This window comes from Bacteroides acidifaciens (assembly GCF_903181435.1).
Taxonomy (GTDB): domain Bacteria; phylum Bacteroidota; class Bacteroidia; order Bacteroidales; family Bacteroidaceae; genus Bacteroides.
The window spans coordinates 722303-736519 of the sequence record NZ_CAEUHO010000001.1 but is presented as its reverse complement, the minus strand read 5'-3'; the positions used below and the strand labels follow the sequence as shown (position 1 = coordinate 736519).

Genomic DNA, 14217 nt, shown 5'->3' with positions numbered 1-14217 from the left:
TAGAATTCATGTTCCGTCCTTTTTCACAAAGCACGGAACATATTAATTATCATTATTTATAAATCTTATTTCTTTACTGGAGAATATCTTGCATTCAGTCCATCCACAATTTCTTTTGTAATGTTAAATGCACTGTCAGCATAGAGCAGGTTATCGAAACCTGTGTTGCTGAAAATCAAGCTGTATCCACGAGTCTTGTTATACTCTTTCAGGAAAGCATTGATTGAATCGCGGAACTGCAAGCTATTCTTATTGTTTTCTTCCATCAAGCCATTCTGAAGTTTGGTACTCAATTCCTGCAGGTCTTGTTCCAACTTCACCAGGCGGTTGTATTCCTGTTGAGCTCTGTCTTGTGACAGAAATGCGTTATTCTCAACTTTCTTCTGGAAATCTTGCTTTTCCTTATTCAGAGCGTTCGCTTTTTGGTTCAATGTCAGACGGACATTTTCGCTCTTCTTTACCATCGCCTCATTCAGGTCAATACAGAAGTTGTATTGTGCTAATAACGAATCGATTTCAACATACGCAATTTTCATTCCTGACAATTCGGCGTTAGCCTGAGAAGGAGCAGCAGTAGTTTGATTGTCAGCTTTGCCAGCACATTGTGAAAATAAAACGATAAACGCAAGAGCAGCCAAACCGTTCATGAGGAAGTTCATTCTATTCATAATTTATAAGTATTGTTTTTTAAAAATTTAATTCATACTATCGTTCAAGGCTTTTTCCAACTCATCAATAGAAAAACGTGGCTTCTTTTGTGCTTCACGGTCCTGAGACTGTGCACATCCGATTCCTTTTTTACGCAACGCTTTATTCCCGCTCACGTGGCCATTAGGGAACTTACCACCCTTAGTAAAGAATACTTTCACCCCTAATAATGCCAGGGAAATAGCAACTATTAACAAAGTTATCAGTATAGTCTCAACCATTTCTATTAATTTTGTGAGTGCAAAGATAGGCTTTAATGAGATATGAGTTCAGATAAGCCCATCAAATTAACCATATTTAGCAATAGAAGAGGCCAAAACCGCCCTTCTATTCCTTATTATAAAAAAGAAAACAGCATGGAAAAAAAAGACTTAAAGCCGGCTGGCGTATTCAAGTATTTTGAAGAAATCTGCCAGGTGCCACGCCCTTCAAAGAAGGAAGAGAAAATGATTGCCTATCTGAAGGCATTCGGAGCTAAACATAACCTCGAAACCAAGGTAGATGAAGTCGGCAATATATTGATTAAAAAACCTGCCACACCGGGTAAAGAGAACCTGCAAACTGTGGTGCTGCAATCACATATCGATATGGTGTGCGAAAAGAACAACGACGTCCAGCACGACTTCCTCACCGACCCTATCGAAACTGAGATTGACGGTGAATGGCTGAAAGCCAAAGGGACTACCCTCGGAGCCGACAACGGCATCGGCGTGGCTACCGAACTGGCTATCCTTGCCGACGACACTATCGAACACGGCCCGCTGGAATGTTTGTTCACCGTAGACGAAGAAACGGGATTGACAGGTGCTTTTGCCTTGAAAGAGGGGTTCATGAGCGGTGATATTCTCCTGAACCTCGACTCTGAGGACGAAGGGGAAATCTTTATCGGATGTGCCGGTGGCATTGACTCTGTAGCCGAATTTACATATAAGGATATAGAAGTTCCTGCCGGATATTTCTTCTTCAAGGTGGAAGTGAAAGGGCTGAAAGGCGGTCATTCCGGTGGCGACATTCATTTGGGAAGAGGAAATGCGAACAAGATTTTGAATCGTTTCCTCACCCGCATAGCCAATAAGCACGATTTGTATCTTTGCGAAATCAACGGTGGCAATCTACGCAATGCCATTCCCCGCGAAGCGTATGCTATCTGTGCCGTACCCGAAGATGCAAAACATGATGTCCGTACCGAATTGAATATCTTCGCCAGCGAAATGGAAGATGAATTGTCTGTTGTAGAACCGGACTTGAAACTGGTTCTCGAATCGGAAGCTCCCCGCAAGACTGCTATAGACCAGGGCACAACCGACCGTTTGCTGAAGGCTTTATATGCCGCCCCTCATGGTGTATATGCCATGAGCCAGGACATCCCGGGACTGGTGGAAACGTCTACAAACCTTGCTTCCGTGAAGATGAAACCTAATAATGTCATCCGTATCGAAACCAGCCAGCGCAGTTCCATCTTGTCTGCCCGCAATGATATGGCGAATACTGTACGCACCGTATTCCTATTGGCGGGAGCAAACGTTACCTTCGGCGAAGGTTATCCGGGATGGAAGCCGAATCCACATTCGGCCATTCTCGAAGTGGCTGCCGAATCTTATAAGCGTTTATTTGGTGTAGACGCCAAAGTGAAAGCTATCCATGCAGGATTGGAATGTGGCTTGTTCCTTGACAAATACCCGGCATTGGATATGATTTCTTTCGGACCGACTCTTACGGGTGTTCACTCTCCTGATGAACGGATGCTTATTCCTACTGTAGATAAGTTCTGGAAACACCTGCTGGATATTCTGGTACATGTTCCTGCCAAGAAATAACAGGCGGACTAGTCGACGAACTAAGGGTCATGGTAACAGCGAAAAACGAGTAGCTGTTACCATACTCCTTTTTGTTATGGGCTTATCGGGCATCAGTTTTCTTACCCCTTCTTTTATTACGGCACAAGAGACACATCACAGGCTAGACTCCCTCTTCCAAGAAAAAGTCCCTTTCCGCGTCGTAAGCTGGAACATAGAAAACCTGTTTGACACTCATCACGACAGCCTGAAGAATGACCGCGAATTTCTTCCCGACGCAACGCGTCACTGGTATTACAATAGATACAAAAAGAAGCTGGCTGATATTGCACGTGCCATCACAGCGATTGGCGAATGGAATCCGCCCGCCCTCATAGGTCTTTGTGAAGTGGAAAATGATACGGTACTGCGTGACCTTACCCGCCGTTCGCCTTTAAAAGAACTCGATTACCGTTATGTTATGACGGATTCTCCCGATTTAAGAGGTATTGACGTAGCTCTACTTTATCAACGGGATTTATTCAAATTATTATCTTCCCGTCCTGTCTCCATTCCCCCTTTCGGCCAACATCGTCCGACAAGGGATTTATTGCATGTCAGCGGTTTATTACTGACAGGAGATACGCTGGATGTATTTGTCTGCCATCTCCCGAGCCGTTCGGGCGGAGCGAGAGAGTCCGAACCTTACCGGCTTCATGCAGCCCAAATTCTACGAACGGAAGCGGATAGTATCTTGCACAAACGGCTTCACCCTCAAGTTATCATCATGGGAGATTTTAATGACTATCCGACTAATAAGTCTATCCGGGAAGTACTGGAAGCGGAAGCTCCATCCCCCACCTTATCTCCATTGAAACTCTATCATCTACTCGCTCGAAAAGCCAAATCCAAAGATTTCGGTTCTTACAAATATCGGGGGGAATGGGGATTGCTCGACCACTTGATAGTATCCGGCACTTTGTTGAACCGCTCCGGCGAGTTCTTCACCAGTGAGGATAAAGCAAACGTCTGCCTGCTCCCCTTTTTACTAATTGAGGATAAGAAATACGGTGATAAAGAGCCTTTCCGCACTTATAAGGGAATGAAGTATCAAGGTGGTGTCAGTGACCATTTGCCTATTTATACAGACTTCGAGCTGATTTTATATTAATATACCAACTATCTGTAACAAATTGTTTTGTGTCACCGTATTAGAACAGTCGTAACATCAGAATGGCACAAATCATTTAATCGGAATACTGATAAACCTTCAAATCAAACTTGGGAACCATTGCCAGCAAATGGTCGAAGATGTCCGACTGGATACGTTCATATTCTTTCCAAACTTTGTTTCGGGAGAAAAAGTAAACTTGAATAGGTACTCCATACATCGTGGCTTCTTTCTGGCTGATAATCAAGTCCAAATCCTGATTCACCACAGGCAAGCTGCACAAATAACGCTCAATATATACACGATAAACCTGTGAATTGGTGGGTACTACATCTTCTTCAGGCTGATAATCCGCCATCAAAGGGATTTCCTTCCGATAACGGTCGAGCATTTCGGGCGTACAGAATTGGAGTGTAGTCAAGTCCAGGGTTATATTCTTCATTACCCTTCGTCCTCCTGATTGCACCATTCCCCGCCAGTTCTGGAAAGGACTGCTGACCAAGGTATAAGGGGGAACGGTAGAAATCGTATTATCGAAATTCTGAATCTTGACTGTATTCAGAGTAATCTCCTGCACTGTGCCATTGGCAGCACCGGAAGGAAGCGTAATCCAGTCGCCCGGACGAACCATATCATTGGCGGAAAGCTGGATACCCGCCACAAATCCTAGTATGGAATCCTTGAATACCAGCATCAGGATGGCAGCCGAAGCACCTAATCCCGCAAACAAACTGGCTGGAGATTTATTCACAATAATGGCAATAATAATGATTCCACCGACAAAGAACAGAAGCACCTGCAACACCTGGATGAATCCTTTCATCGGACGGTTCTTCATAGACTCCTTCCCGTCGTAGATATCCATTATCATCAACAGAATCCCATTAATGGCTAACAGCAAAGAAAAGATAATGTAAACGGCACAAGCTTTCTGGGAAATAAGCAATAAGTCCTTGCCACGAATAAAAGCCATTGGCAGTAAAGAATAAACCAGAAAAGCCGGAACCGTATGAATCAGGTTGTGAAACACTTTACGCTTCATCAGCAACGTATTCCAAAGGTGCGGTTTCCGACGGGTGTACTGCTTCATTCCTCCTATAAGAATCGCTTGGCAGAGATAATTCAGGCCGATAGCAATTGCTATCATCAGCACAGCAATAAGAGCCTCATCAAAACGGTCGGCAACTGTCGGGGCTATCCCCCAATCTATCAGGATTTTGTTCATCCATTTTCCTAAATCTACTACGAGCATAACTTCTGTCTTTTTTTATTAATAACAGCAAAAGATTCATTTGGTTTAGAAAAAAAAGACTGGCATCCGATTCACTAGAAATCAGGACTGCCAGTCTTCACTGCTACTCTCTATGCATATCTTTCAGCGATAACAATCCCGTCAGGGAGTAGTTATCACTCCTATTTCATCCATTTCTACTTTCGCGGTTGTTGCGGTAGGCGTAGTAGCCTCCAACTTAATATAACGTGCTTGTACTTTCTGACCGAAAGTAACCGTCTGCGGCAGCGGGTTGTGCATGATATTACTGAACTCACCGTTGGCAGGAACTTCCTTCCAGTTCTTTCCGTCCATGCTCACAAAGAATTTATAACGGAAAGCCATTGTCGGTTTCGCTTCCGCTTTCAAAGGAGCATAAGTAAAGCTGGCTAATGTCACCGATTTGCCCAAATCAATCGTCAACGGAGAATCAGCGACTTGTTTCCAGCCTGCACGAGGCAGATTATTCCAATCTTCACCCTGAACCACTTCCTGCAAAGAAGCTGCATAATAAGCGGCCACTTGATTGATATGAGCAGTCAGACGACAATCGTCAATCTTCACCCGTAGCTGACTGGCTTTCACGGTCGGGAAACGCAGCATACGTTTATATCCGATTGTCGTACCCTTGCCTACTTCTTTCCAACCGTTATCAGTCAAAGCCTCTACAACGAAAGACTCCACTCTCTGTCCTTTCGTGATATCTTCCTGAAGCATCACTAAGTTAATTTCCGAGCCCGGTTTCAAAGAATAAACGGCTTCACTGCCTGAAGTGGCATTCCAGTAGTTTCTTCCTTTTTTTACCCGGTTATCAGCAAATATCTGTTGACGGTAAGCTGCAAATTCTTTCAGACGGTTCACGTCGGCTTCATTAATCAAGCCTTTGCGGTCGGGCGGTATATTCAATAAAAGCACGGAGTTATATCCTACCGACTGGAAATAAATATCCGACAGATGTTTCAGGGACTTCACTTTCGCATCTTCTTCCGCATGATAGAACCATCCCGGACGGATGGACACATCCACTTCCGAAGGATACCAAAACAGTTCGGTAGCTTTCTCCAACATTTTGCGGCTTCCTAAATCTTCCGCTTTGCTAAAGACACCCAGGCGTTTGTTGTTTTCTGTCGAGCGGGCATAAATTCCCGGAGTCAGCACGGTGGCATTCCATTCCGTTTCGCGTCCCAGTCCTTTTTCATTTCCTACCCAACGGACATCGTCTCCCATAATCGCCATTACTGCTTTCGGTTGCAGGCGTTGGATGGTTTTATAGAAAGCGTCCCAGTCATAGACTTGTTTCTTTCCGTTCGGACCTTCCCCATTCGCTCCGTCGAACCATACTTCGTGCACTTCACCGTAATTGGTAAGCAGTTCTGTCAATTGTCGGATAAAAAATTCATTGTAACGAGGAGAGTCTCCATAACATTCCGCATTGCGGTCCCACGGAGAAAGGTAGACGCCGAACTTCATATCATATTTGTCGCAGGCTTTTCGGAGTTCTTTTACAACATCCCCCTGCCCGTTCTTCCAGGGAGAAGAGACTACAGAATGTTTGGTGGTAGCTGTTGGCCAAAGACAGAAACCGTCGTGATGCTTTGCGGTCAGAAGTACCATTTTAAAGCCGGCATCCTTGAGAGTGCTTACCCATTGTTCGGCATCCAGTTCCGAAGGATTGAAAAGTGCGGGGTCTTCTTTTCCATCTCCCCATTCACGCCCAGTAAAGGTGTTGATACCGAAATGAAGGAAAGCTGTTAATTCCATTTGTTGCCAAGCATATTGTTGAGGGGTGGGTACGAGACGTGCAGCCATATCCACTTTCTGTTCAAGGGTGGCATTTTGAGGAAATTCAACGTGCTTTACGTAATATCCTTCTGACTTTTGTGCCTGTACGCTTAATGTGATGCCAGAGGATAATAATAAGGTGATCAATAGTTTGTTCATGATATAAAATTTAATTAATGCTGATAGTACAAAGATAACATAAAGGTGTGAATTTCACTACTCTAACAGAATATTTCTGACAATATTCAGAGAAAATGTGAAATCCGCACCTATATTATATAATCTAACAGCCTATCGTTTCTAAACTCATTTTATCGGATAAAGGGTGAATTCAAAACTTTGTTTCTTCAATGGAACCAGATATTGCGGCAACACACCGGGACCGCAAGTAGCCGTTCCCACACCTGCCTGCTCTGCATCCAGGTGCACTGTGTGCATTCCGTCGCGTTCCAGGTCATTGATATGACGCGCTTTCTCTAATAATACATCTGAGAAAGGAATGATACTAAACTGGAAAGCACGATTTGACTCGACAAAAACACCTTCCCCGGAGTGGTTCGTAAACTTCGCCCAACGTACATCAGTCCGGTTGCCCGTAGATTGCGGAGCGACATAATAATGGAACATACATTCGGGAGTTGTCTGATACAGACCGATTTTACCGGATTGGTCACGGTCGACATACGTTTCGTTATCACCGCGTCCCAAATAGGAAACCTGGTCGTAAGTGTCAGCTACACGGAATGTTAATCCCAGGCGTGCCATTGATTTCACAATGGCTGTATCCGGCTCAAAAGTGGTACTCACTTTCAATGCACCGTTCTTATCCAGTGCATAAATAAAGTCAGCCATACCAATCTTCTGTCCTTTCGCATTGAGTATTTCCACACGGGCGGTTGTCGAGTTCTTGCCCTCTTTCAGTGAAACGACTTTTTGGGTTATGTTGTCCAGTCCTGCTTTACGCCATAGGCGCGCGCCGTTCTTATCACGGTTATCATTATCCGTAGCCGGACGGAAAAGGCTCAATGTGAGCGGAGTAGAAAGCAACTCCTTGCCATCTAGGCTTAAAGAAGACAGTGCTCCCGTTTCCTTATCAACGTTAAAGGTAGTCTCACCTGCTTTTTGCGGACGATGAGCCGTGGAGTTCTTATATCCGGGAAGCACAAACTGATCATAAGCCACTTCCCAGTCTTTAGCTATCATCGGAGAATCGTCCTTTCGGGTCCAGCTAATATTCAGATAAGCTTCACAGTCCTTTTTCGAGAGAATCACATTACCCAACTGTATATCTATTGTAGAGTGTGGTTCGCAATCCAATACATTTGTACCTTCTGCCAATCTTTCCCCGCTATCCGTTATAACATTCCAATGGAATATATATTCGTTCAAGTTAGAGAAATCGTACCAGTTTTTGATACGAAGTTTCATGTTCCTCCGGTCAAGTAATGTCGTCTTTATGTTTTGATAGACTTTCTTTACTTCAAGCAGATGCGGATGCGGTTCACGGTCGGCGCCTACCAGACCGTTACAGCAGAAGCTGCCGAAGCTGGGGATTCCTTCCGGACCATAGTCACCGCCGTAAGTCCAGTACCATTTTCCGTTCTTGTCTATTTCACGGAAAGACTGGTCTACCCAATCCCAGACACTACCGCCTTGTGCCATCGGTTCGTTTTCGAAAACGTCCCAGTATTCTTGCAGCCCGCCGCAACTGTTGCCCATTGCATGTAGATATTCACATAGGATGAAAGGACGGTAGATGTCTTTCTTTGCCACATATGCTTTGATATCGTCCACACTGCGGTACATGCGGCAGTAAATGTCCGTATTGTAATTCAGTTCGGCACGTTCGTACTGCACGGGGCGTGTCTTTTCTACTGATTTCAGCCAGTCGTAGGTACGTTCGAAGTTGATACCGTTGCCGGCTTCGTTCCCGAGTGACCAGATAACAATGGCGGGATGATTCTTGGAACGTTCGTACATACGGTGCGTACGGTCCATGTGTGCCGGCAGCCAAGTACTGTCTTTGGCAAGAGAAGCAGGGCCGTAACCCATTCCGTGAGATTCGATGTTTGCTTCATCAATCATATACAGTCCGTAACGGTCGCAAAGCTGATACCAGTAAGGATGAGTAGGATAATGCGAGTTCCGAACCAGATTGATGTTATGCTGTTTCATCAGTTTGATGTCCAGTTCCATCAGTTCCTTGCTTACCGTACGTCCGAGTTGTGAGTGTTCATGACGGTTGGTTCCCTTCACCAGTACCGGAACACCATTGATACAGAAACGTCCGTCTTTGATTTCCGGAGTGCGGAAACCGGCTTCGCATCCGGTCAGTTCGGTGACTTTGCCTTGAGCGTCTTTCAGTTCGAGCACCAATGTATAAAGATTAGGATGCTCCGCACTCCAAGCCTTCACATTCGGAATCTTCTTTTCATCAAATACGATGAAATTGCTCAATCCACGGGATTTTATTTGGATAGCATCCTGTAAGACTACCTTGCCCGAAGCATCTTTCAATGTGTAAGCGACAGAGCTGGCGGTAGCGGAAGGTCCTTCTACGGTTACTTCCAGTCCGAAGATACCGTCTTTGTATTGTTCCTTATCCAAAGAAGCGTTCAATTTATAGTCGGCAATGTACTGTTTGGGAGTGCTATATAGGTAAACATCCCGTTCGATACCGCTCAAACGCCACATATCCTGACATTCGAGATAAGCGCCCGAACTCCAGCGGTACACTTCCAAAGCCACTACATTCTCTCCGTCGTTCAATACATCGGTAATATCCCATTCGGCATTTGTTTTCGAGCCTTGATTATATCCGAGCAGTTTCCCGTTCACCCATACATAATAGAAAGAGATTACACCTTCGCAACAAAGTACTACACGACGGCCTTTCCAATCAGCAGGCACTTTGAATGTGCGACGATAGGAACCGACTTCATTCTCCGCATGAGGAACCAGCGGCGGATTCTTTTTGAAGTTGAACATTTTGTCATCAAATTCATATGTCTCGTTGACATAGATAGCTGTGCCATAACCCTGACGTTCCCAGTTGCCGGGAACGTTGATGTCCGCCCAACCTCCGGTATAATAAGAAGGCTGATAAAAATCTTTCGGACGGTTATCGGGATTCTTCACCCAATGGAATTTCCATTTCCCATTCAGGGTCATATAAAAAGGAGACTGTTCGTATCCTCCCGGCTTTTCAATATCGGAAGCATTGGCATAAGACCATACGTAGGTATGAGGGGCGAGTTTGTTCAGTCCTACCGCATACTGGCTTTGCCATTCGGGCAATACTTGCTTCTGTGCCGAAGTGAAAGATGCAGTCAGTCCTGCCAATAAGATTAAAAAAGTTCGTTTCTTTAAGCTGATGTTCATAATTGTTATTGTTGTTAACTGCTTGACTACTATTCTATAATAACCTCATCAAAATAGACTCTCGCTTCCTGGTCGGGACGGACATGTTCTGCGGGACAAATCCCCGCTCCTTCCGCCGTCACCCGGACATAACGGGCAGATACTCTGCCCATATCTATCGAGTAGTCATTTCTGTAAGTTCCTTCCTGATAGATTTCTTCCAAAGAGAAATTCAACTCCCCTATGGCACGGTATGCCCGGTTGTCATCGGAAACCTCTACGCGAATCATCTTCGGTTTATGCGCTCCCATTCCATAATTCGTAATGCAACCAATGGTAAATTTATTCATTTTCTCCTTATCAAGCAAATCTATCGTGAAAGATATAGAATCATTCCGATTCCAGTTGCACCATTCAGAATCCGTATACTTCAGGCTTCCCCGCAATCCGTTGACCAATAACATTTCATTCTTCTTATTGCCAAGCAGAGGTTTTGCCGTGGCTTTGTTCCATGTGAGCTGCAAGTCCAGTGTTTCTCCCATTTGCTTGCCGTTCATAAAGGTAGCCGCCTTCACCATTTGTGTCTTCGTCACACGGATAGGTCCTTCATAACGATGAGAGGACATAGCCGGATTACTGCCATTCAGCGTATAGTGAATTTCCACGTCCGGGCGGAGACATTCCAGGTTCACTTCCAGATGTCCGTCCACCGGAGTCACCGTCTGCTGTATGTTATACATTGAGCGGGCGTAGATAATCCCTTTTTCAGCAATATGGGCGTTGTATGCGTCCATTCGTTTCAAGAATCCGGACCAGTCTTTTGTATCTGCAGGCGTCCATGCCACCTCTGCCAAAGCAGCCAGGCGAGGGAACAAAAGATACTCCACGTCTTCCGGCTTATTGCAGAATTCCGTCCACATACAAGCCTGTACTCCCATTAACAAAGACTCGTATTCCGGTTTCCAATCCTTCTGTACCGGTTCGTAATCAAAAACATCTTTCAGTGTGTTGTTTCCGAAATAGGTTACCGGTTCAAACCATTGCGGTCCCTGATAGCGAATCAGATACATGATGCGTGCCGGAGTCATGATAAAACGATGTCCCTTTTCGGCAGCTTTCAGGGCAGCCGTTCCCATTCCCTGCCAACCGAGAATAATGGATTCTTCGGGAAGAAAAGAGCTGTTTGTCAACTCATCCCAGCCAATCACTTCGCGACCTTTTTTACGCAGATAATCACTGATACGTTTCATAAAGTAACCCTGCAAATCTTCTTCATCCGCCAAATGCTGCTTTTTCATCCGTTTCTGACAAAGCGGGCATTTCTCCCAATTCGTCTTTCGCGCTTCATCTCCTCCGACGTGAATATAGCGGGAAGGAAAAAGTGCCAGAACTTCGTCGAATACATCTTGCAGGAATGTAAATACGCTGTCGTTTCCCGCACAATAGATTATTTCGGAATTCCGTCCTCCCAGTCCGGGAAGCACACCGATAAAGTCTTTCACAACCGGGCAGGCAAGTTGGGGGTAGGCAGCCAAAGCGGAGTTACTGTGTGCGGGTACATCTATTTCGGGAATTACTTCAATCTGCCTGTCGGCGGCATAAGCCACTATCTCCCGAATCTCATCCTGCGTATAGAAACCGCCTATCGGAGTAGGTTCCCCACGCTTCGGGTTACGGCGTGAGTGGAAAGGTACATCTGTACGGTCTACTCTCCACGCTCCTACTTCTGTCAAACGGGGATATTTCTTTATTTCAATCCGCCAGCCGTTATCATCCGTCAGATGAAAATGAAGCTTGTTTATTTTCAGCATCGCCATACAGTCGATGATTCGCAAGACGTTCTCTTTAGGAATAAAGCAACGTACCGGGTCTAAAAGTAATCCTCTGAAACCGAAACGGGGTTCATCCTGAACTGTCATTGCGGGAACGCTCCAAACGATATTCTGTACCGGTTGTTCTGATTCTATGGCAGCAGGCAGAAGTTGGCGGACAGATTGCAGGGCATAGAAAAAGCCTTTTGTATCCGAAGCTTTAATAAGTATCTGTTCCGGTGTAATCTCCAGCAGATATGCTTCGGTTTTTAAAGAAGAATCCGTCACAAAACGGACTTGTCCTTCTTTGCTGCCGACATTCAATGCAGGAGTTATTCCGGCAGCATGGGTAAACAGATTGATAAAATTACGGGCAATTGTGGCTTGTTCCTGATTTTCGACAGCGAATGCCGTTTTCGCAGAAAAGGTGAAGTTGCCACTGCCCGGCACAATTTGCGCCGGGCGTGGAACTATTGAAATCAAAGGGGATGTTAAGTTATCAGCTTGCAGGAACGCTGTCAGCGGCGAAAGCAGTGCAAGGATGATTAAGATGTATTTTTTCATGGTGTATGATGTACGTTGGATTTATTCCTTGTCTCTCTCCGGTGAGAAGCGGACAGGGTCATTATATTGCTCCTGAAGTTTCAGCATTTCTTCTTTCAGTTCTTTCACTACCGGTTCATATTCAGGCTGTCCGTAAAGGTTATGCATTTCCGACGGGTCTGCCTGCAGGTCGTAAAGTTCCCACCAGTTGATGTCATTATAGAAATGAATCAGTTTATAGCGGTCTGTACGTACGCCGTAATGACGTTTCACCATGTGTTCGGCGGGGTATTCGTAGAAATGATAGTAGAGAGCTTTCCGCCAGTCTTTCGGATGTTCGCCTTTCAGCAAGGGGACAAGGGATACACCTTGAATATCGGAAGGAATCTCTGCTCCTGCCAATTCGAGGAAGGTAGGTGCATAGTCGATGTTCTGTACCATTTCTGTGATGTCACCTCGGCGGTCGAACCCTTTCGGCAGACGCATGATAAGCGGTGTGCGCATGGATTCTTCGTACATGAAACGTTTGTCGAACCAACCGTGTTCGCCCATATAGAATCCCTGGTCGGAAGTGTAGACTACGAGTGTGTTATCCAGCAAGCCTTTCTCTTTCAGGTAGTCGAGTACACGGCCTACATTGTCGTCCAGTGATTTCACGGTCTTCATATAGTCGCGCATATAGCGCTGGAATTTCCAGTTGGCAAGGTCTTTGCCTTGAAGGTTCTGTTTATAGAAATCGTCTATAATCGGAGTGTAGAATTTGTCCCATGCGGCACGTTGCGCTTCGTCCATGCGGCCGATGTATTTCTCATACAAGGATTTCAAACGGGACTTTTTATCGGGACGAAGCATTTTGAGGTCATAAATCATGTCCATGTCCTTTACGATGCTCATTTCTTGTGCGGCAGCGGCGGGACGTCCTTCGTAGTCGTCAAAGAAGTTGTCGGGTAGCGGGAAGGTCTTATCCTCGTACAAAGCCAGGTTGCAAGTATCCGCCAACCAATTACGGTGAATCGCCTTGTGATGAATCAAAAGGCAGAAAGGTTTCTCCGGGCTGCGCTTATTTTCTATCCAGTCGATTGCATCATCGGTGATAAGATTCGTGATGTATCCATGTTTTTGGATAGTGTCATTGTTTTGTGTGATGAAATCCGGATTGTAGTAGTCGCCTTGTCCAGGGACAATTTGCCAGTAATCAAAGCCGGAAGGCAAGCTTTCAAGATGCCATTTACCCACCAACGCTGTCTGATAACCGATTTTCTGCAACAGCTTCGGGAAAGTCTGTTGCGAACTGTCGAATACACAAGTAGTGTTATCGTAGAATTTATTGGCACAGCTATGTTTTCCCGTTATCATGCAGGCACGGCTGGGACCGCTTAAAGAATTGGCTACAAAACTTTGAGTAAAACGTACGCCGTCGGCAGCAATGCGGTCGAGATTCGGTGTTTCCATGTAGCGCGTGTCGTAACAGCTCATCATCTGCGCTGTGTGATCGTCCGTCATTATGTAGACGATATTCAAAGGTTTCTGCTCCGCAGGCTTTTGCTTGTTTGAACAGGAAGCAAGGGAAGCTAAGGCAGTTACTCCTGCCAAAGGGAAGAATAAATTTGAGTGCAGTTTTTCCATAAAACAATTTTATATTAGATAGTAGCAGCAAAGATAGCGAACGGAAGGCAAAATCAGCTTCCACAAATTACCAATTAATTTCCAATAATCTCCATTTCTGTATGATTGGCCAATAAATAGCCGGAAGTATATCGCCTTCTAACGATAGCTTCCGGCATAAAATTCATTTCA

At 45.2% G+C, this 14217-nt stretch carries 9 protein-coding genes; 2 read left to right on the top strand and 7 right to left on the bottom strand.

Going from position 1 to position 14217, the window contains the following annotated elements; genetic code table 11:
* Positions 1-65 precede the first annotated feature (65 nt).
* Together CLIN57ABFB40_RS02850 and CLIN57ABFB40_RS02845 are read right to left on the bottom strand one after the other, a co-directional pair.
* Positions 66-668, bottom strand: coding sequence for an OmpH family outer membrane protein (locus CLIN57ABFB40_RS02850; RefSeq protein ID WP_175628796.1), 603 nt, complete (start codon positions 666-668; stop codon positions 66-68).
* 27 nt (positions 669-695) lie between these two features.
* The gene (locus tag CLIN57ABFB40_RS02845) at positions 696-929 is read right to left on the bottom strand and encodes a hypothetical protein (RefSeq protein WP_175628795.1); all 234 of its coding nucleotides are present in this window, start codon (positions 927-929) and stop codon (positions 696-698) included.
* Between the two features lie 135 nt (positions 930-1064).
* On the opposite strand from CLIN57ABFB40_RS02845, the gene CLIN57ABFB40_RS02840 reads away from it, so the two are divergent.
* Both CLIN57ABFB40_RS02840 and CLIN57ABFB40_RS02835 read left to right on the top strand, forming a co-directional pair.
* The gene (locus CLIN57ABFB40_RS02840; protein WP_175628794.1) at positions 1065-2525 is read left to right on the top strand and encodes an aminoacyl-histidine dipeptidase; all 1461 of its coding nucleotides are present in this window, start codon (positions 1065-1067) and stop codon (positions 2523-2525) included.
* Positions 2506-3654: an endonuclease/exonuclease/phosphatase family protein gene (locus tag CLIN57ABFB40_RS02835; protein WP_175628793.1), complete on the top strand. Its 1149-nt coding sequence runs from the start codon at positions 2506-2508 to the stop codon at positions 3652-3654. Before CLIN57ABFB40_RS02840 ends, CLIN57ABFB40_RS02835 begins: the two co-directional genes overlap by 20 nt.
* 76 nt (positions 3655-3730) lie before the next feature.
* Here the strand turns inward: CLIN57ABFB40_RS02835 and CLIN57ABFB40_RS02830 are convergent, their stop codons facing one another.
* The 5 genes from CLIN57ABFB40_RS02830 to CLIN57ABFB40_RS02810 all read right to left on the bottom strand — a co-directional run bounded on the left by CLIN57ABFB40_RS02830 (position 3731) and on the right by CLIN57ABFB40_RS02810 (position 14046).
* Positions 3731-4906, bottom strand: a complete 1176-nt coding sequence (locus CLIN57ABFB40_RS02830; RefSeq protein ID WP_175628792.1) for a mechanosensitive ion channel family protein — start codon at positions 4904-4906, stop codon at positions 3731-3733.
* Between the two features lie 141 nt (positions 4907-5047).
* The gene (locus tag CLIN57ABFB40_RS02825; protein WP_175628791.1) at positions 5048-6865 is read right to left on the bottom strand and encodes an alpha-L-fucosidase; all 1818 of its coding nucleotides are present in this window, start codon (positions 6863-6865) and stop codon (positions 5048-5050) included.
* 147 nt (positions 6866-7012) lie between these two features.
* Positions 7013-10087 (bottom strand): glycoside hydrolase family 2 TIM barrel-domain containing protein, encoded by a 3075-nt coding sequence (locus CLIN57ABFB40_RS02820; protein ID WP_175628790.1) that lies wholly within the window; start codon positions 10085-10087, stop codon positions 7013-7015.
* Between the two features lie 29 nt (positions 10088-10116).
* On the bottom strand, positions 10117-12441 hold the full coding sequence (locus CLIN57ABFB40_RS02815) for a glycoside hydrolase family 20 protein (protein ID WP_175628789.1): 2325 nt from the start codon (positions 12439-12441) through the stop codon (positions 10117-10119).
* A 21-nt stretch (positions 12442-12462) separates the two neighbouring features.
* Positions 12463-14046: a sulfatase gene (locus CLIN57ABFB40_RS02810; protein ID WP_175628788.1), complete on the bottom strand. Its 1584-nt coding sequence runs from the start codon at positions 14044-14046 to the stop codon at positions 12463-12465.
* Positions 14047-14217 lie beyond the last annotated feature (171 nt).

What these genes read in the sequence shown, in the direction of transcription:
- CLIN57ABFB40_RS02810 (WP_175628788.1), bottom strand. Translation starts at nt 14,046, where the DNA reads ATGGAAAAACTGCACTCAAATTTATTCTTCCCTTTGGCAGGAGTAACT.
- CLIN57ABFB40_RS02835 (WP_175628793.1), top strand. Translation starts at nt 2,506, where the DNA reads ATGTTCCTGCCAAGAAATAACAGGCGGACTAGTCGACGAACTAAGGGT.
- CLIN57ABFB40_RS02845 (WP_175628795.1), bottom strand. Translation starts at nt 929, where the DNA reads ATGGTTGAGACTATACTGATAACTTTGTTAATAGTTGCTATTTCCCTG.
- CLIN57ABFB40_RS02825 (WP_175628791.1), bottom strand. Translation starts at nt 6,865, where the DNA reads ATGAACAAACTATTGATCACCTTATTATTATCCTCTGGCATCACATTA.
- CLIN57ABFB40_RS02850 (WP_175628796.1), bottom strand. Translation starts at nt 668, where the DNA reads ATGAATAGAATGAACTTCCTCATGAACGGTTTGGCTGCTCTTGCGTTT.
- CLIN57ABFB40_RS02815 (WP_175628789.1), bottom strand. Translation starts at nt 12,441, where the DNA reads ATGAAAAAATACATCTTAATCATCCTTGCACTGCTTTCGCCGCTGACA.
- CLIN57ABFB40_RS02820 (WP_175628790.1), bottom strand. Translation starts at nt 10,087, where the DNA reads ATGAACATCAGCTTAAAGAAACGAACTTTTTTAATCTTATTGGCAGGA.
- CLIN57ABFB40_RS02830 (WP_175628792.1), bottom strand. Translation starts at nt 4,906, where the DNA reads ATGCTCGTAGTAGATTTAGGAAAATGGATGAACAAAATCCTGATAGAT.
- CLIN57ABFB40_RS02840 (WP_175628794.1), top strand. Translation starts at nt 1,065, where the DNA reads ATGGAAAAAAAAGACTTAAAGCCGGCTGGCGTATTCAAGTATTTTGAA.